We start from the raw sequence: 18,717 nt of genomic DNA, 5'->3' as shown, positions 1-18,717 counted from the left end.
GACGCCTGCCCGGTCGTACGGTCGAAGAGTTGCAGCCAGGGGGAACGTCATGCACCGATCGATCGCCGGATGGATCAACCACCGCTTCACGCCTGCCATCGCCATCGTCTTCTGGGTGGTCGTGGTCGGACTGCTCGGCCCGCTGGCCGGGCAGCTGACCGACGTCCAGGAGAACGAGGCCGAGAACTGGCTGCCCAGCAGTGCCGAGTCCACGAAGGCCCTCAAGGCAGCGGAGACGTTCTCCTCCCCCAACATGATCCCGGCTGTCGTGGTGTACGAGCGCGACGGCGGCATCCAGCCTGCCGACATGGCCGCCGCGCAGGAGGACGCGGCGACGTTCGCCCAGCGCGACGACCTCGACGGCGAGGTCGTCGGGCCGATCCCGTCGGAGGACGGCGAGGCGCTCGAGATCATCGTCCCGCTCAACCTCGGTGCCGACGGCTGGAACAAGGCGCCCGACGTCGTCGACGACATCCAGGCGACCGCGAACGACGGCCCCGACGGCCTCGAGGCGTTCGTCACCGGTCCCGCCGGGCAGGCCGCAGACTCCGCCGCGGTCTTCGAGGGGATCGACAGCACGCTGCTCCTCGCCGCCGCCGGCGTCGTGACCGTGCTGCTCCTCTTCACCTACCGCAGCCCCGTGCTGTGGCTGCTCCCCGTGATATCGGCCGGTGTCGCGCTCACCGTCGCGCAGGCGGTCGTCGTCCTGCTCGCCAAGCACGCCAACCTCACCGTGGACGGTCAGAGCGCCAGCATCCTGACCGTGCTCGTCTTCGGCGCCGGCACCGACTACGCGCTGCTCCTGGTCGCCCGCTACCGCGAGGAGCTGCGTCGGCACGAGAGCCGCCGCGAGGCGATGGCGGTCGCGCTGCACCGCGCCGGACCGGCGATCATCGCCAGCGGCGCGACGGTCGCGATCGGCATGCTCTGCCTCCTGCTCGCGCAGATGACCTCCACCCGCGGCCTGGGTCCCGTCGCCGCGATCGGGATCGTCTGCGGCCTCGCCGTGATGCTGACGCTCCTCCCCGCGCTCCTGGTGGTCCTCGGACGCTGGATCTTCTGGCCGCGCATCCCGCACCACCGCGACCCCGACCCGAGCTCCCACGGCCTGTGGGCCGGCGTGGGCCGCCGGATCGCCCGCGCACCGCGCCGCGTGTGGGTGACGACCTCGCTGGTGCTCGCGATCGCCAGCCTCGGCATCTTCCAGCTCAACGCGACCGGCCTGAGCACCGAGGAGGCGTTCCTCGGCACGCCGGACTCGGTCAAGGGCGAGAAGGTCCTCGCCGAGCACTTCCCGGGCGGCGCGGGAGCTCCGGTCGTCGTGCTGTCGAGCCCCGAGACCGCCGACGACGTCCGTGCGACGTTCCAGGCGAGCGACGGGATCGCACCCGGGAGCGTCACCGAGCCTCGCGTCGAGGGCGACTGGGCCTACATGGAGGGCACGCTCGAGGCCGAGCCCGACAGCGACGCCGCGTACGACGAGATCGAGTCGCTCCGCAGCGACCTCGACGCGGTGGACCCGGACGCGCTGGTGGGCGGGATGACGGCGGTCACGCTCGACATCCAGACCGCGTCCGCGCGCGACAACCGGGTGATCATCCCGGCCGTGCTCGTGGTCGTGCTGCTCATCCTCATGGTGCTGCTGCGGGCGGTCGTCGCGCCGCTGATCCTGCTGGCCACGGTGGTCCTGTCCTTCGGAGCGGCCCTCGGCGTCAGCGCCCTGGTGTTCCGTCACGTGTTCGACTTCGCGGGGACCGACACGTCGTTCCCGCTGTTCGTGTTCGTGTTCCTGGTGGCGCTCGGGATCGACTACAACATCTTCCTCATGACCCGGGTGCGCGAGGAGGCGCTGCGCTACGGCACGCGCCGGGGTGCCCTCATCGGCCTGGCGGCGACCGGCGGCGTGATCACGTCGGCCGGCCTCGTGCTCGCCGGCACGTTCGCGGTCCTCGGCACGCTTCCGCTCGTCTTCTTCGCGGAGATCGGCTTCGCCGTGGCATTCGGCGTGCTGCTCGACACCCTCGTCGTCCGGTCGGTGCTGGTGACCGCGCTCAACCTCGACGTCGGGCGCCACATGTGGTGGCCGAGCCCGCTCGGGCACAAGGAGGACGTCGACGTCGCCACCGGACCGCACGACCCGACCGAGGAGGCCGTCACGGCCGGGGCGGAGGCAGGCCCGCCCTCCCCGTGAGGACAGGCAAGAACCGGGTCACAGCGCACCGCCCGCCCCTCCTAGACTGGGCGCATGAGCAACGTGCCGGAGAAGCCTGCCCTGGAGGGGCTCGAGCAGAAGTGGTCCGCGCTGTGGCAAGAGCGTGGCACCTACGCGTTCGACCGCTCCAAGACGCGCGCCCAGGTGTACTCGATCGACACCCCGCCGCCGACCGTGTCCGGCTCCCTGCACGTAGGCCACGTCTTCTCCTACACCCACGCCGACCTCGTCGCGCGCTTCCAGCGCATGCGCGGCATGGAGGTCTTCTATCCGATGGGGTGGGACGACAACGGGCTGCCGACCGAGCGCCGCGTCCAGAACTACTTCGGTGTGCGGTGCGACCCGTCCCTGCCGTACGACGAGGACTTCACGCCGCCCGAGAAGCCGGACCCCAAGAAGCAGGTCCCGATCAGCCGGCGCAACTTCATCGAGCTCTGCGAGCAGCTCGTCGCGATCGACGAGAAGGCCTTCGAGGACCTCTGGCGCACGCTGGGCCTGTCGGTCGACTGGGAGCAGACCTACACGACGATCGGTGACGTCTCGCGGGTCGCGTCGCAGCGCGCGTTCCTGCGCAACCTCGCTCGCGGCGAGGCGTACACCTCCGACGCCCCCACGCTGTGGGACGTCACCTTCCAGACCGCGGTCGCGCAGGCCGAGCTCGAGGCCCGCGACTACCCCGGGCACTACTACCGGGTCGGCTACTCGCTCCCGGACGGCACCAAGGTGCACGTGGAGACGACGCGTCCCGAGCTCACGCCCTCGGCGGTGGCGCTGATCGCGCACCCCGACGACGAGCGCTACCAGCACCTGTTCGGCGGCACGGCGACGTCCCCGCTCTTCGGCGTCGAGCTGCCGATCATCGCCGACCCGGCGGCCGATCCCGAGAAGGGCTCCGGCATCGTCCACTGCTGCACGTTCGGCGACCTGACCGACGTCCAGTGGTGGCGCGAGTACGACCTGCCGACGCGTACGGTCGTCGGCCGCGACGGCCGGATCATCCGTGAGACGCCGGGCTGGATCTCCTCCCACGAGGGCCGCAAGGCGTACGAGGAGCTCGCCGGCAAGACGGTGTTCTCCGCGCGGGAGGCGATCGTGGCGGCGCTGCGCGAGGCCGGCGACCTCGACGGGGAGCCCAAGGCGACGACCCGCATGGCGAACTTCTACGAGAAGGGCGACAAGCCCCTCGAGATCGTCTCCACCCGCCAGTGGTACCTCGCCAACGGCGGCAAGGAGCCCGAGCTGCGCGGCCAGCTCGTCGCACGTGGCCACGAGATCGCGTGGTACCCGCCGTACATGCAGTCGCGCTACACCAACTGGATCGACGGCCTCAACAGCGACTGGCTGGTGAGCCGGCAGCGCTTCTTCGGCGTGCCGATCCCCGTCTGGTACAAGCTCGACGGCGAGGGCGAGGCCGACTACGACAACCCGATCGTGCCCGACGAGTCGGAGCTGCCGATCGACCCGCAGTCGCAGGCACCGACGGGCTTCGAGGAGCACCAGCGCGGCAAGCCGGGCGGCTTCATCGGCGACCCGGACATCTTCGACACGTGGGCGACGTCCTCGCTGACCCCGCAGATCGTCTGCGGGTGGGAGCGCGACCCGGAGCTGTTCGAGAAGACGTTCCCGATGGACCTCCGTCCGCAGGCCCACGACATCATCCGGACCTGGCTGTTCTCGAGCGTCGTCCGCAGCCACCTCCAGAACCACACCGCGCCGTGGTCGCACGCCCTGATCTCGGGATTCGTGGTCGACCCCGACCGCAAGAAGATGTCGAAGTCCAAGGGCAACGTCGTCGTCCCGACCGAGATCCTCGACAAGTTCGGCGCGGACGCCGTGCGCTGGCGTGCCGCGGGCGCTCGCCCGGGCGCCGACTCCCCGTTCGACGAGGCCCAGATGAAGGTCGGGCGCCGCCTTGCGATGAAGGTCCTCAACGCGTCGAAGTTCGTGCTCGCGGCGCCGGACGCGTACGGCCTGGGTGTCGACGCGTCGTTCGTCGAGCCGCACCGCGTGACGGAGCTGCTCGACCTCTCGATGCTGCGCCGGCTGCGCCAGGTCGCGATCGAGGCGACGGAGGCCTTCGAGGCGTACGACTACACGTCGGCCCTCGAGGTGACCGAGCGGTTCTTCTGGGACTTCTGCGACGACTACCTCGAGCTGGTCAAGGACCGGGCTCGCGGCGAGGGCGACGCGGCGGAGTCCGCCCGCAGTGCGTTCGCGATCGCGCTGTCGGTCCAGCTGCGCCTGCTCGCGCCGTTCCTGCCGTACGTGACCGAGGAGGTCTGGTCCTGGTGGCAGGAGGGCTCGATCCACCGCGCCGAGTGGCCGAGCGCCGACCTCGAGATCACGACCACGCCGCACGACCCGACCCTGCTGGTGGCGGCCGGTGAGGTGCTCGCGGGCATCCGCGGCGCGAAGTCGACCGCGAAGGTCAGCCAGCGCACCGCCGTGACCGGCATGGTCGTTCGCGGGTCCGAGCAGCGGCTCGAGATCGTCGCGCGGGCGCTCCCCGACCTGCGCTCGGCCGGCAACGTGACCGGCGAGGTCGAGTTCGTCGCCGACCCGTCGCTGTCGGCCGGCCAGCTCGCCGTCGAGGTGCAGCTCGCCGAGCCCGAGCCGAAGAAGCCGGCCGAGGCGCCGGTGACGGAGGCGGCGGACAAGCCGGCAGAGACCGACAAGACGAGCGACGGTGCGTCCGAGCCGGCCGCGGCCGGCGAGCCGACCGAATGACCGACGTCACGATGCGGGACGCCGTCGCTGACGACGTCCCGCAGATCGTCGCCATGCTGGCCGACGACCACCTCGGGGCGACGCGCGAGTCCCCGGACGACCTCGCGCCGTACCTCGACGCGCTCGCCGCGCTGACCGCCGACCCGAACCAGCGCGTCCTGGTCGCTGAGCGGGACGGCGAGGTCGTGGGGACGCTGCAGCTGTCGTTCCTGCGCGGGCTCGGACGCCGCGGCGCGACGCGGGCGCAGATCGAGGCGGTCCGTGTCCGGTCGGACCTGCGCGGGGCCGGCCTCGGGTCGTCGATGATCGCGTGGGCCGTCGACGAGGCACGGGCGACGGGCTGCCACCTGGTCCAGCTCACGTCCGACGCGTCGCGCGAGGGGGCGCACCGCTTCTACGAGCGCCTCGGCTTCACGGCGAGCCACGTGGGGTTCAAGCTCACGTTCTGACCGCGGGCCGGGGCATCACAGCGTGTGGAAGTACGGCAGGCGGGCGAGCAGCGCGTCACCGGCCGCCACCGCGGTCGTGACCTGTCCCGCGACCTCGGGGACGTCGTCGTACGCCAGCGCCATCATGGTCTCGCCGAGCATCCGGGCCGTCTCGGTGTAGCCGGGATCGCCACCCGCGGCCTCGGTGACCAGCCGCGTGCCGCCCGCCTCGGCCTCGAACCGCACCCGGAACCAGGACCGGGCCCGGCGTTCCTCGCTGGGCCCCTCCCCCGACCCCTTCGCCCCCATCAGCGCTCGCCGGACCGGAGGCACCTGCGCGCCGACCACCAGGGCGCCGAGGCCCAGCGTGGTCGCGACCGCCGTCGGGAGGTGGCGGAACTGCGCATAGTGCCCGTAGGCGAAGTCGGGCCCGTACGCCTCCAGAGCCCGCGCCGACCGCAGCACGATCTGCGGGTCGATCGTCGGCAGCGGGAGCGCCCATCCGTCCCCGGACGCTCCGCGCGCCGGGCGCTCCGGGAGGCCGCGCACGCGACGTCCCTCCGGGCGGCCCTCGCGACGACGCCGCTCCTTCGCGGTCGCCCGGCTGGACCGGTAGCCCGCGAACGCCCCGAGCGCCGACTGGTAGGTGCCTCCCGAGAGCTCCGCCCCCGCTCGGACGTAGCCACGGACGGTGATCGGCAGGTCGGGGGGCAGCTGCCGGACCGTGTAGAGGACGCCGAGGTCGTACGGGACCGAGTCGAACCCGCACGCGTGCACGAGGCGCGCCCCGGTCCGTACGGCGGTGTCGTGGTGGTCGAGCCACGTGCGGTCGACGAACTCCGGCTCGCCGGTCAGGTCGCAGTAGGTCGTGCCGGCGTCGGCGCAGGCGGCGACCACGGGCGCGCCGTGGAGCGCGTACGGGCCGACGGTCGAGGCGAGCACCCCGGTCGACTCCGCCAGCGCGCGGAGCGAGCGCGGGTCGGTCACGTCGGCGACGACGACCTCGGGGATCGTCCCGCCCGCGTCGGCGATGCGAGCCACGACGGCGTCGAGCTTCGCCCGGCTGCGCCCCGCGATCGCCCACGAGGCGCCTTCCGGGGCATGCGCGGCGAGGTAGTCGGCGGTGAGACCGCCCGTGAATCCGGTGGCCCCGAGCAGGGCGAAGGCGTAGGTCACGCGGTGAGTCTAGGGGGACCGTGACGCCTCGGCGGCGATGACCACGAGGTCCGACGCAGCGTCACGGAGCCGGCGCCTGCGGTCCCACACGGCGGTCAGCGGTCGACGCAGGTCGAGGTCCGTCGGGACGACCACGAGGCGGCCGCGCTCGACGTCGCCGGAGACCGCCCGGCGGGAGACGACCGCCGGACCGACTCCGGCGGCCGCGGCGCCGACCAGTGCGCTGGTCGAGCTGGCCTCGAGCGCGACCTTCGGCGGCTGCGACAGCGCGGCCTCGAAGGTGCTCCGGGTGCCGCTGCCCGGCTCGCGCAGGACGTACGACGCGGCCTGCAGCTCCTCGCGCGTCAACGGCGTACGGCGTCGCGCCCACGGGTGCGACGGTGCGACGACGACGGCGAGACTGTCGTGACCCACCACCTGCCGCGCGAGATCGGCCGGGATGCCGGTCGACTCGATGAACCCGAGGTCGACCTCGCCCGCCCGCACCATGGCCGCGACCGTGTCGCTGTTGACGACGTGCAGCCGCGGGCTCACGTCCGGGCGTCGAGCCCGCAGCTCTGCCAGCCAGCGGGGCAGGATGAGGTCGGCGATCGTGAGGCTGGCAGCGACGGAGACACCGGCGCGCCGCTCCTCACCCAGGGCGAGGAGGCTCGAACGGACGGTCTCCAGCTCGTGCAGGAGGACGCGCGCCCACGACACGACGGCCTCGCCGTCCTCGGTGAGCCGTGAGCCGCGCGGGGAGCGCTCGAGCACGCCGACCCGCCATCGGGCCTCGAACTCCCGGACGCGGGCGCTGGCGGCCGGCTGGGTCATGCCGAGCTCACGCGCAGCCGCGCCGAGGCTCCCGCGCGCCGCGACGGCGACGAGCAGGCGGAGCGTCTGGACGTCGACCTCCGGCGGAGTCATCACCTCACCTTATGAGTTGGGTGCGAGTTGCGCTCTACCGGCACCTCCCCGGGTCCCGGAGTCTGGAACGTGTCCCTCGACTCGCGGCGCCGTCCCCCCGCCCGCACGCTCACCGCCGCGCTCCCCCTCGTCGCCGCGGTCGCGGCGATCGGCGTGAGCGCACGGGTGCCGGTGCTCGGCCCGCTCCTCGTCGCCCTGGTCCTGGGCGCGGTCCTCGCGAACCTGCCGTGGGCGCCCGGCACCACCGCCCGCGCCGAGCAGGCCGCCGTCGGGCGCTTCTGCCTGCGTCTCGGGATCGTCCTGCTCGGGCTGCGCCTGCCGCTCGGGGACGTCGCCGCGATCGGGCCGGCGACCGTGGCGGTCGTGGTGATCACCGTGGCGGCGACGTACGGACTGACGGTCGTCGTCGGCGACGCGCTCGGTCTCGAACGCGGCCTCGTGACCCTCGTCGCCGCCGGGTTCTCCGTCTGCGGCGCCGCGGCCGTCGCAGCGGTCCAGGACGGCGTCCGCGCACGGGAGCGCCACGTGGCGCTCGCGGTGGCGCTGGTGACCGTCTACGGCACGGCGATGATCGGCCTTCTCCCCCTGGCTGCCGGCGCCCTCGGGCTCACGACGGAGCAGTCCGCGACCTGGGCCGGGGCGAGCATCCACGAGGTGGCGCAGGTGGTCGCGGCGGCCTCGCTCGTCGGTGGTCCGCTGGCGGTCGCCCTGGCGACGACGGTGAAGCTCGGGCGCGTGGTCACCCTCGCCGGCGTCTACCTGATGGCGGCCCGCCGGGAGGGCGCCTCGGAGCGGACCGGTACGGCGGTGGTGCCGTGGTTCGTCGCCGGATTCGTGGTCGCGGTGCTGGTGAGGTCGACGGGGCTGCTCGGCCCGCTCGCGCTCGGAGCCTCGGACGTCGCCGCCTCGGTGCTGCTGGCCGCAGGGATGTTCGGGCTCGGCCTGGGCCTGCGACTGCGCGACCTCTGGCCCGTGCCCGCACGAGCGCTGGTGCTCGCGACGGCGGCGACGCTCACCGCGGCCGGGACGTCGCTCGCACTGATCCTGCTGCTCGGCTGACCGCGAGGGTCAGGAGGCCTTGTCGCGACGCTCCTCGTCGCGGTGCGGCACCAGCGTCGGGTTGACGTTGTCGAGGACCGTCTCCTTGGTGACGACGACCTTCGCGACGTCGTCACGGCTCGGCACCTCGTACATGACGTTGAGCAGGACCTCTTCGATGATCGCGCGCAGCCCTCGCGCACCCGTCCCCCGCAGCAGCGCCAGGTCGGCCATCGCCTCGATGGCGTCCTCGGCGAACTCGAGCTCGACGTGGTCGATCTCGAAGAGCTTGGCGTACTGCTTGGTGAGGGCGTTCTTGGGCTGCGTGAGGATCTCGACGAGGGCTTCCTTGTCGAGGTTCTCGACGGTCGCGATGACCGGGAGACGCCCGATGAACTCGGGGATCAGACCGAACTTGAGCAGGTCCTCCGGCATGAGCTGGGTGAACACCTGGCCGGTGACCCGCTCCGCCGCCCGCTCCTCGCGGTTGGGGTTGAACCCGAGCGACATCTTGCCGTTGCGGCTCTCGATGATCTGCTCGATCCCAGCAAAGGCACCACCCACGATGAAGAGGATGTTGGTGGTGTCGATCTGGATGAACTCCTGGTGCGGGTGCTTGCGCCCGCCCTGCGGCGGCACCGAGGCCGTCGTGCCCTCCAGGATCTTGAGCAGCGCCTGCTGCACGCCCTCGCCGGAGACGTCGCGCGTGATCGACGGGTTCTCGCTCTTGCGGGCGATCTTGTCGACCTCGTCGATGTAGATGATGCCGGTCTCGGCCTTCTTGACGTCGTAGTCGGCGGCCTGGATCAGCTTGAGGAGGATGTTCTCGACGTCCTCGCCGACGTAGCCCGCCTCGGTGAGCGCCGTGGCGTCGGCGATCGCGAACGGGACGTTGAGCATCCGGGCGAGGGTCTGCGCGAGGTAGGTCTTGCCGCACCCCGTGGGCCCGACGAGCAGGATGTTGGACTTCGCGAGCTCGACCACGTCGTCCTTGTGGCGGCCCGCGGCAGCACCGGCCTGCACGCGCTTGTAGTGGTTGTAGACCGCGACCGCCAGCGACTTCTTGGCGGCGTCCTGGCCGATGACGTACTGGTTGAGGAACTCGTAGATCTCGCGGGGCTTCGGCAGCTCGTCCAGCGAGACCTCGGACGTCTCCTGCAGCTCGTCCTCGATGATCTCGTTGCAGAGCTCGATGCACTCGTCGCAGATGTAGACGCCTGGACCCGCGATCAGCTTCTTGACCTGCTTCTGGCTCTTCCCGCAGAACGAGCACTTGAGCAGGTCGCCGCCGTCGATGCGTGCCACTGCTTCCTCACCCTTCGTCGTCCGGGGCGCGTTTCCCCCGCAGATGCTTCTTTCGACCGTACCCTGTGCCGGGCCGGCGTGGGGCCGACCCGGCTCGGGCGTGTCAGTTCTGTCAGACCGCGGGGGTCTTGAGCGTCTCGAGGATCTGGTCGACCAGTCCGTACTCGACAGCCTGCTCGGCGGTGAGGATCTTGTCGCGCTCGACGTCGCGGCTGACCTCCTCCTTGGGCTTGCCGGAGGCCTCCGAGATCATCGTCTCGAGCAGGTCCCGCATGCGCAGGATCTCGTTGGCGGTGATCTCCAGGTCGGAGCTCTGACCGTAGGTGCCCTCGGTGTAGGGCTGGTGGATCAGAATCCGGCTGTTGGGGAGAGCCAGGCGCTTGCCGGGGGTGCCGGCGGCCAGCAGCACGGCCGCGGCCGAGGCGGCCTGACCGAGGCAGACCGTCTGCACGTCCGGCTTGAGGTAGCGCATCGTGTCGTAGATCGCCGTCAGCGCCGTGAACGAGCCGCCGGGCGAGTTGATGTAGAGCGAGATGTCGCGGTCGGGGTCCATCGACTGCAGGCACAGCAGCTGGGCCATGACGGCGTTGGCGACCTCGTCGGAGATCGGGGTGCCGAGGAAGATGATGCGGTCCTCGAACAGCTTCGCGTAGGGGTCGATACGGCGGAAGCCGTACGACGTCCGCTCCTCCCACTGGGGGATGTAGTAGTTCATCGACGGGGCGAACTGCTGGTGCGGCATGGTCATGTCGGCTCCTGGGGTCGGGCCGCCGAGCGGCAGGGCGGAGGCGGTCACGACGCCTCACCTCGCGTCACGTCGTTCTCGCGGGCGATCACGTGGTCGATGAAGCCGTAGTCCTTGGCCTGCTCGGCGGTGAACCAGCGGTCGCGGTCGGAGTCGCGCTCGATCGCCTCGAGCGGCTGGCCCGTGTGCTGCGACTGGAGCTCGTTGAGCTGCTGCTTGAGGAGCAGGCTCTGCTCGGCCTGGATCCGGATGTCGGAGGCGGAGCCGCCGAGGCCGCCGGACGGCTGGTGCATCATGATCCGCGCGTGCGGGAGCGCGTAGCGCTTGCCCTTGGTGCCGGCGGCGAGCAGGAACTGCCCCATCGACGCGGCGAGGCCCATCCCGACGGTCACGACGTCGTTCGAGATGAACTGCATGGTGTCGTAGATCGCCATGCCGGAGTCGACCGAGCCGCCCGGCGAGTTGATGTAGAGCCGGATGTCGGCCTTCGGGTCCTCCGCGTTGAGCAGCAGCATCTGCGCGCAGATCGCGTTGGCGTTCTGGTCGCGGACCTCGGAGCCGAGGAAGACGATGCGCTCCTTGAGGAGGCGCTGGTAGATGTGGCCGTCGAGATCGTTCGGGCCGACCTCGCCAGCCATGCGCGGTGTCATCTCTGTGTTCACGTGCTCGACCCTAGCGGGGCGCTGCGACGAACCCGAGGGGAACCCGGTCGATTTCGCTACGGGCGCACAAGCCGAGCCGCTCCCCGCGCGACGCCTCAGGGCTGCGCCTCGACCACCGTCTTGATCCGCTCCAGCGTCGCCACCATGTCGCGCTCGAGCTGTGCGCCGTACGCGACGTCTCCGCCGAGGAACCGCTTGATCAGGGCCTTGGACACCGGCGTCGTGCCCTTCGGTGCCTGGCGCCGCTCGACGAGCCGCGTGCGACCCTCACCGAGGTCCTCGAGCTCGTACGTCCACACCGTGCCGTTGACCGGGACGGAGAACGCGATCGCCCTCTGGGGCTCGTAGCGGACCACCGTCGACGTCGTCGGCCAGACCCGCCAGCCGTACTTGTTCACGTTGAGGGTGCGGGTGCCCTTGCCGATCCGGCCGCGCGCGATCATCCGGCGGGTCTGCGGGCTCCACTCCGGCATCCTGCGGAGGTCGGAGACCACGTCCCAGACGACGCGGGGCGGGGCGTCGACGTCGGTGCTGACCTCGATCAGGTACGGGTCGGTGGTGGCGGCGGTCATCGGTCGTCCTCAGGGTCGGCGGTGGGGAGCGAGGGTCAGCGTACGGCGGGCAGCGCCGCGGGGTGACCGGTGACCCACCCCACGAGCCGCTCGGCCACCTCCGGATGGTTGAGCAGGCCGAGGTGCCCTCCGGCGACGCGCGACGCCGACGCCTGGTCGACCACCGCCGCGCCACCGCGCGCCGCCCCCGCCGCGGACCCCCGCGTGACCACGAGGTCGGCCGCGGCGGCGACGAAGTGGTACGCCGCGTGCGGGAGCGGAGCCACCGCCAGACGCCCGTCGCCCCAGCGGGCGGTGAGGTCTTGGCCGTACCACTCCTCGCGCGTCACGTAGCCGTGCCGCAGGTCGACGATGCCGGCCGAGCGCGAGCCCAGGACCGTGGCGAACGGCAGGCTCTCCGGGACGAGGCTCAGGGCACGGGAGCCCGCGTGCACGGCCCGCTCGAGCGGCGCCCCGAGGTGCGGCGTGCCGAGGCAGACCACGGTCGCGACCTGCTGGGTCCACGCCGCGCGCCGCGCCACCCCGTACGCCGTCGCGGACCGGATCACCAGCCCGCCCATCGAGTGGCCGACGAGGTGGAGCCGGGTGACCGGCACCGGCCACCCCTCCACGAGCTTGGTGAGCAGGTTGGAGAGGTCGGCGCCGTTGTCCGAGACGTGGCGACCGGTGTTGTAGCGCAGACGGACCGGCGTCGCGGCCGTACGGTCGCGGATCGCGTCGTCGTACGTCCCGCCGTGGCGCTCGGCGCGCAGGTCCCAGGACTCGTCGTTCTCGCCGAGCCCGTGGACGAGCACCACGACCTCGCTGGTCGCCTGCGGGTACGCCAGGGCGAACGCGTACCGCTCCGGTACGACGTCCTCACCACCCGCCCGCAGGGCCATCGGCAGCGCGTAGGGGTCCTGCCGGTCGGCGAGGCGGTCCCCCATCACGGCGTTGACCGCCGAGCGGAGCAGACGCGTACGCCGGCTGCTCTCGACCGACGCTCCGACCCCGCGGTCGGCGAGGTGGCGCAGACCGAGGCTGGCGCCTCGCAGCCCGCCGGAGACGCCGGCGTAGGCCAGGGCGGCGACGGCGTCGTGAGCCAGCTTCGGCACGCGTCCGCCGAGGACCGCGCCGAACGCCCGCCTCGCCACCGCCCCGTGGACCTCACGGACGCACGGGACCACCACCTCGTCGGCATAGCCGAGGGCGAGGGCGGCGGTGTGCGCGGTGCGGGGCGCAGCGGAGGTCACGAGCCCATGGTCGCGGGACCCGTGCCGCGGCCGCTACCCGGCCGCCCGATCCAGGACGAGGCTCACACTCCCACGGACGACGAGGCCCCTCCCCGCGGCGCGGGAAGGGGCCTCGTACGGGGCTGTGCCGGGATCAGCTCTTGTCGGAGCTCTCGTCGGCCGCGTCCGCGTCCTCGGCGTCGTCCTCGGCGAACGTGCCGTCGCCACGGAGCTTGGCGAGGTCGATCACGTTGCCGGACTCGTCCTTGACGGTCGCGTTCTCGACCACGGAGGCGAGCGCCTTGCCGCGGACGACCTCGGCGACGAGCTCCGGGATGTGGTTGTGCTCGACCATGTGCTGCATGAAGGACTGCGGGTCCTCGCCCGACTGCTGGGCGCGACGCAGCATGTGCTCGGTCAGCTCGTCCTGCTCGATGCCGATCTCGGAGTCGGTCGCGATCTGGTCGAGCAGGAACTGCGCGACCAGCGAGTCGCGGACGCGCTTCTCGAGGTCGGCCTCGAACTCGTCGATGGTCTGCTCCTCGGAGTCGAGGTAGGCGTCCATCGTCATGCCGGCGTAGGCGAGCTGCTGCTCGATCTGCTGGCGACGGCTGGTGATCTCGGCCTCGACGACCGAATCGGGCAGCGGGACGTCCAGCTTCTCGAGCGCGGCCTCGAGCACCGCGTCGCGGGCGTCGGCGGCCTGCTCGATGCGCTTGCCGCGCGTGAGCTTCTCGGTGATGTCGGCGCGCAGCTCCTCGACGGTGTCGAACTCCGAGGCGGTCTGGGCGAACTCGTCGTCGAGCTCGGGGAGCTCCTGCTCCTTGACGGTCGTCAGGGTGACCTCGACGTCGACGTCCTCGCCCTTCAGGTCGCCACCGGCCAGCTGCGTCTGGAAGGTCTTGCTCTCGCCGGCGCTCATCCCGGTGACGGCGTCGTCGAGCCCGTCGAGCATCGAGTCCTTGCCGACCTGGTAGACGATGCCGCTGGCCTGCGCGACGTCGAGCTTCTCGCCGTCCTTGGAGGCCGAGAGGTCGATCGTGACGAAGTCGCCCTCGGCGGCGGGACGCTCGACCTCGGTGAGGGTGGCGAAGCGCTCGCGCAGCGCCTGGACCTGCTCGTCGACGTCGGACTCGTCGACCGAGACGTCGGGCACGGTGACCTCGACGTCGCTCAGGTCGGGGGTCTCGAACTCGGGGCGGACGTCCACCTCGACGGTGAACTCGACGAGGTCGCCGTCCTCGAGGCGGGTCACGTCGACCTCGGGCTGGCCGAGCGGCTGGACCTCGGCCTCGGCGACGGCCTGCGAGTAGATGCCCGGGAGGGCGTCGTTGATCGCCTGGTCGAGGATCGTGCCGCGCCCCACGCGCTGGTCGACGACCTTCGAGGGGACCTTGCCGCGGCGGAAGCCGGGGACCGAGATCTGCGACCCGATGGTCTTGTAGGCCTTGTCGAGGCTGGGCTTGAGCTCCTCGAACGGGACCTCGATGGTCAGCTTGACCCGGGTCGGGCTCAGTGTCTCCTGGGCACTCTTCACGAGTACGTTCTCCTTGGTCGTCGTGCAAGACAGTCGCCTCGGTGGCGACGCGTCGTCGGCTGTCGGGATGACAGGATTTGAACCTGCGACCCTCCGCTCCCAAAGCGGATGCGCTACCAAGCTGCGCTACATCCCGGTACGCACCGTTCCGGGCGGTGCGGGCGCCCGATCCACTGTAGTGGACGACACCCGTCGCCCCGAACCGCGGGCGCGACCGCCGCCCTCGATGACTCGGCGCGCCCGGTCGTGGGACCGGGGAGCGCGTGTGGCATCATGGTCGCGGTCGACCGCAGGGCGCAGGCGCCCCGTGCTCGACGCGCGGACGTAGCTCAATGGTAGAGCCTCAGTCTTCCAAACTGATTACGCGGGTTCGATTCCCGTCGTCCGCTCCATCACCTGTCGCCCGCCCGTTCTGCTGGGGTCCCCCACCGAGCGCGCACCGACCCGAGCGTGCACGGTCGGGTCAGTGCCACGTCGCTCGGGTACCCCCGCGCGGACACCTGCTGTCCGCTCAGCGTGCCCGAAACCCTTGGACCGATCTGTCCGGATTGGGATCGTTAACGAAGACGTCACGTCCGTCTAACCGGTCGGATTCCTCGACCACCTACCGTCAGTGGTGTCGGATCGAGCGATTACGCATCGCCGGGGCGGCACCCACAACGCGGCGCCTGGCCCGCTTGGCAGGGAAGGCGGCCCAGGCGCCGCGTCGGCCTCACCCTCCCGGAGGACCCGATGAGACCACTCAGCTTCGCCTGGCACGTCGCCGCATCCGGGCTCGCCCGGTTCGCCTCCGCGGACGTGTCCTGCGCCAACGCCCTGGGCTCGGCCAACGAGCTCGCCGCCGCCCGCCGCGAGCGCGAGGAGATCAGCGCGCTGCTCGCCTCCCGGGCGCTCCCCGACCTCAGCTGACCGGTCAGCCGCGCACCGGCGTACGCCGCCGGCTGCGCGGCTGGCAGCGCGGGCACCAGAACAGGTTCCGGCCCGCCAGCACCTCCGTACGCACGGGGGTGCCGCAGACCAGGCAGGGCTGGTGCGCCCGCCGGTAGACGTACACCTCTCCCCCGTGGTCGTCCTTGCGCGGCGGACGCCCCATCGCCTCCGGCTCGTGCTCGGGACGCACGGTGTCGATCCGGTTGTGCAACACGCCGTACGCCATCAGGCCGACCAGGTCGCCCCACAGCGCGTCCCACTCGGCCCGCCGCAGGAACCGTCCCTCCATGAACGGGTCGAGGTTGTGGCGGAACAGCACCTCCGCCCGGTAGACGTTGCCGACCCCGGCGAGCACGGCCTGGTCCATCAGCAGCGCGGCGACGGTGATCCGTGACCAGTTGATGCGGCGCCAGGCGCGCTCGGGCTCAGCGTCGTCGCGCAGCGGGTCCGGGCCGAGCCGCGCGAGGTAGGCCGTCTTCTCGTCGGGCGTGATCAGCGTGCACACGGTGGCGCCACGGAGGTCGGCCCACGCGCGCACCGACTCGAGCCGCCAGCGCACCTGTCCCACGACCGGGCGCGCTGAGAGGTCACCGACCGCGGACGGCTCCGGGAGGCCGTCGTGGATCGCGAGCCCGCCGATCAGTCCGAGGTGGACCCTGACCTGGTCCTCGATCCCGGCGAAGCGGACGAAGAGCTGCTTCCCGTAGGCCTCCGCCCCCTCCATCACGCGCTGCCCCAGGCGGGCCGCACCGTCGGCGAAGCGTCCCTGCGGGCTCGACGACCAGGTGACGTCACCACCGAACGCAGCGCCGAGGTCGAGCGCGAGCCGGTGGAGGGTGTGTCCCTCGGGCACCGCTCAGAAGTCCTCGCGGTGGACCGCGAGGTCGTTGCCGCGGGCCTCCTCGTACGCGGTCAGCAGCGAGATCCGGCGGGCGTGACGCTCGGCGCCGCTGAACGCGGTGGCGAGGAAGGCCTCCACGATCGCGGTCGCCTCCTCGGCCGAGTGCATGCGTGCACCGATGCCGACCACGTTGGCGTTGTTGTGCTCGCGGGCGAGCTGGGCGGTCTCCCGCGACCACGCGAGCGCGGCGCGGACCCCGTCGACCTTGTTGGCCGCGATCTGCTCGCCGTTGCCCGAGCCGCCGATGACGACGCCGAGGCTGTCGGGGTCGGCGACGACCGCCTCGCCGGTGGCGATGCAGAACGGCGGGTAGTCGTCCTCGGCGTCGTACGCGGCGGGACCGTGGTCCACGACGTCGTGCCCCTGCTCGCGCAGGTGGGTCAGGAGGTGGTTCTTGAGCTCGAAGCCGGCGTGGTCGCAGCCGATGTGAACGCGCATGGGACCAGTCTCCCAGCACTCACTCACTCGGCGAGGCGGCGAGGTCGCGCAGGGTGCCCGCGACGAGCCGTACGGCCGAGCGCGACGCGTCGAAGTCCCACGGGCGGCGCCAGAAGCCGTGGGTCATCCCGAGGGCCCGCCAGGCCACCGTCGGGACGCCCGCATCGGCCAGTCGTGCCGCGTACGCCTCGCCTTCGTCGCGCAGCAGGTCGTGCTCGGCGGTGACGACCAGCGCCGGTGGGAGCCCGGACAGGTCTGCCGCCCGCAACGGGGACACCTCCGGGGCGGCCTTGGCGTCGTCGGTGGGGGCGTACTGGTCCCAGTACCAGTCCATGTCGGCACTGAGGAAGCCGTTCTCCGCGACGCCCTCGCTCCGCCGCGACCCGAAGTCGGCGAGCGCGTCCACGGGCGGGTAGACGAGCACCTGGTACGCGAGCGCGCCGCGGTCGCGGACGCACAGGCCGGCGACCAGGTTCGCTCCGGAGGAGTCGCCGAGCCCGGCCACGAGCGACGTGTCGAGGCCGTGCTCGTCGCCGTGGGCGCGCACCCACGCCAAGGCGGTCGCGACGTCGTCGAGCGGCGCCGGGTAGGGGTGCTCCGGCGCCCGTCGGTAGTCGACCGCCACGAGCGCCCACCCGGTCGCGTGGGCGAGGTAGCGGCAGAACGCGTCGTGGGTCTCGAGGTCGTGGAAGACCCAGCCCCCGCCGTGCACGTAGAGCAGGACCGGCGCGTCCTCCTCCGGGCGGTACAGGCGCACGGGGACGCCGTCGGCGTCGAGGTCCGCGACGTGCTCGACGTCGATGCGGATCGTGTCGGCGAGGGCGGCGTCGCGGTCGGCCGTACGCAGGGCCACCACGTCGGCCTCGGCGAGAGGGGTGTCGTCCTCGGGCAGGACCGCGGCACGTGCCTGGGGATGCAGCATGCCGCGACCCTAACGCCCAGGGGCCGGAGTCGAGCAGCCCCGACACCGCTGGTCGAGTAGCGCGCCCACCAGCGGAGCGCGTATCGAGACCCCGGGCGGACTCACCGCTGGTCGAGTAGCGCGGAGCGCCAGCGGAGCGCGTATCGAGACCTCACCGCTGGTCGAGTAGCGCGGAGCGCCAGCGGAGCGCATATCGAGACCCGGTCTCGATACGGCCTCGCCCAGGGGCTCGCCCTACTCGACCACCGGTGGAGCGGGGCTCGGCCCACTCGACCACCGGTGGAGCGGGGCTCGCCCTACTCGACCACCGGTGGAGCGGGGCTCGGCCTACTCGACCACCGGGGCAGGCTCGGGCTACGCGACCCCGGACGGGGCTCAGTCGAAGATCGGCTCGCGCGTCCGGGTGCGCTTCAGCTCGAAGAACCCGTCCGTCCCGGCCACCAGAAGGCAGCCGTCCCAGAGCCGTCCGGCCGCCTCGCCCTTGGGCGCCGGGGTCACGACGGGTCCGAAGAACGCGACGTCGTCGATGGCGATCACCGGGGTGCCGACGTCCTCGCCGACCAGGCCGATCCCGCGCTGGTGGGACGCGCGCAGCGCCTCGTCGTACGCGTCGGTGTCGGCGGCCTCGATCAGCTCCGGCTCGAGCCCGACCTCCTCCAGCGCCTCGGCCAGGACCGTGCGGTCGAGGTCGCGGCCACCGGGGTGCACGCGGGTGCCGATCGCGGTGTAGAGGTCGCGCAGGACCTCGTCGCCGTGCTTCTGCGCGGCGGCCGTGGCGACACGGACGCCGGCCCAGCCGCGCTCCATCAGCTCCTGGTACTTCTCCGGGAGGTCGCGCCCCTCGTTGAGGACCGACAGGCTCATGACGTTGAAGCGCACCTCGACGTCACGGACCTGCTCGACCTCGAGCAGCCAGCGCGACGTCATCCACGCCCAGGGGCACAGCGGATCGAACCACATGTCGACGGTCTTGGACATGCTCACCTCTCGGTCGGGGGAGCCGGACG

17 protein-coding genes and 2 tRNA genes are annotated in these 18,717 nt (G+C 71.9%); 6 read left to right on the top strand and 13 right to left on the bottom strand.

What is annotated here, in order from left to right; genetic code table 11:
- Positions 1 to 49 precede the first annotated feature (49 nt).
- From ACQSSQ_RS06180 to ACQSSQ_RS06170, 3 genes are read left to right on the top strand one after another with little or no spacing between them, the layout of a single operon-like run.
- On the top strand, positions 50 to 2,191 hold the full coding sequence (locus ACQSSQ_RS06180) for an MMPL family transporter (protein ID WP_431326156.1): 2,142 nt from the start codon (positions 50 to 52) through the stop codon (positions 2,189 to 2,191).
- Positions 2,192 to 2,245: 54 nt separating this feature from the next.
- On the top strand, positions 2,246 to 4,939 hold the full coding sequence (valS, locus tag ACQSSQ_RS06175) for a valine--tRNA ligase (protein ID WP_431326155.1): 2,694 nt from the start codon (positions 2,246 to 2,248) through the stop codon (positions 4,937 to 4,939).
- Entirely contained in the window at positions 4,936 to 5,388 is a 453-nt protein-coding gene (locus ACQSSQ_RS06170; protein ID WP_431326154.1) for a GNAT family N-acetyltransferase, read from the top strand. The genes valS and ACQSSQ_RS06170 overlap by 4 nt, the downstream gene beginning before the upstream one ends.
- Before the next feature lie 15 nt (positions 5,389 to 5,403).
- On the opposite strand, the gene ACQSSQ_RS06165 is transcribed toward ACQSSQ_RS06170, so the two are convergent.
- Positions 5,404 to 6,543 (bottom strand): saccharopine dehydrogenase family protein, encoded by a 1,140-nt coding sequence (locus ACQSSQ_RS06165; RefSeq protein ID WP_431326153.1) that lies wholly within the window; start codon positions 6,541 to 6,543, stop codon positions 5,404 to 5,406.
- A gap of 9 nt (positions 6,544 to 6,552) precedes the next feature.
- Positions 6,553 to 7,449, bottom strand: a complete 897-nt coding sequence (locus ACQSSQ_RS06160) for a LysR family transcriptional regulator (RefSeq protein ID WP_431326152.1) — start codon at positions 7,447 to 7,449, stop codon at positions 6,553 to 6,555.
- Between the two features lie 69 nt (positions 7,450 to 7,518).
- Here ACQSSQ_RS06160 and ACQSSQ_RS06155 point away from each other — a divergent pair, with 69 nt between their 5' ends.
- Entirely contained in the window at positions 7,519 to 8,508 is a 990-nt protein-coding gene (locus ACQSSQ_RS06155) for a YeiH family protein (RefSeq protein ID WP_431326151.1), read from the top strand.
- A 9-nt stretch (positions 8,509 to 8,517) separates the two neighbouring features.
- Here the strand turns inward: ACQSSQ_RS06155 and clpX are convergent, their stop codons facing one another.
- The 7 genes from clpX to ACQSSQ_RS06120 form a co-directional block, all read right to left on the bottom strand.
- Positions 8,518 to 9,792 carry an ATP-dependent Clp protease ATP-binding subunit ClpX gene (gene clpX / locus ACQSSQ_RS06150; protein ID WP_431326150.1) on the bottom strand — a complete coding sequence of 425 codons (1,275 nt, stop codon included), beginning with the start codon at positions 9,790 to 9,792 and terminating at the stop codon, positions 8,518 to 8,520.
- Positions 9,793 to 9,904: 112 nt separating this feature from the next.
- Positions 9,905 to 10,534: an ATP-dependent Clp protease proteolytic subunit gene (locus tag ACQSSQ_RS06145; RefSeq protein WP_431326780.1), complete on the bottom strand. Its 630-nt coding sequence runs from the start codon at positions 10,532 to 10,534 to the stop codon at positions 9,905 to 9,907.
- Between the two features lie 50 nt (positions 10,535 to 10,584).
- Positions 10,585 to 11,175 (bottom strand): ATP-dependent Clp protease proteolytic subunit, encoded by a 591-nt coding sequence (locus ACQSSQ_RS06140; protein WP_431326779.1) that lies wholly within the window; start codon positions 11,173 to 11,175, stop codon positions 10,585 to 10,587.
- Between the two features lie 119 nt (positions 11,176 to 11,294).
- Positions 11,295 to 11,771, bottom strand: coding sequence for an SRPBCC family protein (locus tag ACQSSQ_RS06135; protein WP_431326149.1), 477 nt, complete (start codon positions 11,769 to 11,771; stop codon positions 11,295 to 11,297).
- 35 nt (positions 11,772 to 11,806) lie between these two features.
- Complete coding sequence (locus ACQSSQ_RS06130; protein ID WP_431326148.1) at positions 11,807 to 13,003, bottom strand: esterase/lipase family protein; 1,197 nt, start codon at positions 13,001 to 13,003, stop codon at positions 11,807 to 11,809.
- Positions 13,004 to 13,136: 133 nt separating this feature from the next.
- Positions 13,137 to 14,519: a trigger factor gene (tig, locus tag ACQSSQ_RS06125; protein WP_431326147.1), complete on the bottom strand. Its 1,383-nt coding sequence runs from the start codon at positions 14,517 to 14,519 to the stop codon at positions 13,137 to 13,139.
- 62 nt (positions 14,520 to 14,581) lie between these two features.
- Positions 14,582 to 14,655, bottom strand: a tRNA-Pro gene (locus ACQSSQ_RS06120).
- 182 nt (positions 14,656 to 14,837) lie between these two features.
- Between ACQSSQ_RS06120 and ACQSSQ_RS06115 the strand changes: the two genes are divergently transcribed.
- Positions 14,838 to 14,911: transfer RNA gene (locus ACQSSQ_RS06115), tRNA-Gly, on the top strand.
- 340 nt (positions 14,912 to 15,251) lie between these two features.
- On the top strand, positions 15,252 to 15,428 hold the full coding sequence (locus tag ACQSSQ_RS06110; RefSeq protein ID WP_431326146.1) for a hypothetical protein: 177 nt from the start codon (positions 15,252 to 15,254) through the stop codon (positions 15,426 to 15,428).
- A 4-nt stretch (positions 15,429 to 15,432) separates the two neighbouring features.
- On the opposite strand, the gene ACQSSQ_RS06105 is transcribed toward ACQSSQ_RS06110, so the two are convergent.
- The 4 genes from ACQSSQ_RS06105 to ACQSSQ_RS06090 form a co-directional block, all read right to left on the bottom strand.
- Positions 15,433 to 16,302, bottom strand: a complete 870-nt coding sequence (locus tag ACQSSQ_RS06105; RefSeq protein WP_431326145.1) for an Fpg/Nei family DNA glycosylase — start codon at positions 16,300 to 16,302, stop codon at positions 15,433 to 15,435.
- Between the two features lie 3 nt (positions 16,303 to 16,305).
- The gene (locus tag ACQSSQ_RS06100) at positions 16,306 to 16,788 is read right to left on the bottom strand and encodes a ribose-5-phosphate isomerase (RefSeq protein ID WP_431326144.1); all 483 of its coding nucleotides are present in this window, start codon (positions 16,786 to 16,788) and stop codon (positions 16,306 to 16,308) included.
- A 19-nt stretch (positions 16,789 to 16,807) separates the two neighbouring features.
- Positions 16,808 to 17,710, bottom strand: coding sequence for an alpha/beta hydrolase (locus ACQSSQ_RS06095; protein ID WP_431326143.1), 903 nt, complete (start codon positions 17,708 to 17,710; stop codon positions 16,808 to 16,810).
- A 375-nt stretch (positions 17,711 to 18,085) separates the two neighbouring features.
- A complete protein-coding gene (locus tag ACQSSQ_RS06090; RefSeq protein ID WP_431326142.1) occupies positions 18,086 to 18,688 on the bottom strand; it encodes a mycothiol-dependent nitroreductase Rv2466c family protein in 603 nt (200 codons plus the stop codon).
- Positions 18,689 to 18,717 lie beyond the last annotated feature (29 nt).

Origin of the sequence: Mumia spirodelae, assembly GCF_050632745.1 — a bacterium.
GTDB lineage: Bacteria > Actinomycetota > Actinomycetes > Propionibacteriales > Nocardioidaceae > Mumia.
This window is presented reverse-complemented; position numbering and strand designations above follow the sequence as displayed.

What these genes read in the sequence shown, in the direction of transcription:
- ACQSSQ_RS06180 (WP_431326156.1), top strand. Translation starts at nt 50, where the DNA reads ATGCACCGATCGATCGCCGGATGGATCAACCACCGCTTCACGCCTGCC.
- valS (WP_431326155.1), top strand. Translation starts at nt 2,246, where the DNA reads ATGAGCAACGTGCCGGAGAAGCCTGCCCTGGAGGGGCTCGAGCAGAAG.
- ACQSSQ_RS06170 (WP_431326154.1), top strand. Translation starts at nt 4,936, where the DNA reads ATGACCGACGTCACGATGCGGGACGCCGTCGCTGACGACGTCCCGCAG.
- ACQSSQ_RS06160 (WP_431326152.1), bottom strand. Translation starts at nt 7,449, where the DNA reads ATGACTCCGCCGGAGGTCGACGTCCAGACGCTCCGCCTGCTCGTCGCC.
- ACQSSQ_RS06145 (WP_431326780.1), bottom strand. Translation starts at nt 10,534, where the DNA reads ATGCCGCACCAGCAGTTCGCCCCGTCGATGAACTACTACATCCCCCAG.
- ACQSSQ_RS06140 (WP_431326779.1), bottom strand. Translation starts at nt 11,175, where the DNA reads ATGGCTGGCGAGGTCGGCCCGAACGATCTCGACGGCCACATCTACCAG.
- ACQSSQ_RS06135 (WP_431326149.1), bottom strand. Translation starts at nt 11,771, where the DNA reads ATGACCGCCGCCACCACCGACCCGTACCTGATCGAGGTCAGCACCGAC.
- ACQSSQ_RS06110 (WP_431326146.1), top strand. Translation starts at nt 15,252, where the DNA reads ATGAGACCACTCAGCTTCGCCTGGCACGTCGCCGCATCCGGGCTCGCC.
- ACQSSQ_RS06100 (WP_431326144.1), bottom strand. Translation starts at nt 16,788, where the DNA reads ATGCGCGTTCACATCGGCTGCGACCACGCCGGCTTCGAGCTCAAGAAC.
- ACQSSQ_RS06095 (WP_431326143.1), bottom strand. Translation starts at nt 17,710, where the DNA reads ATGCTGCATCCCCAGGCACGTGCCGCGGTCCTGCCCGAGGACGACACC.
- ACQSSQ_RS06090 (WP_431326142.1), bottom strand. Translation starts at nt 18,688, where the DNA reads ATGTCCAAGACCGTCGACATGTGGTTCGATCCGCTGTGCCCCTGGGCG.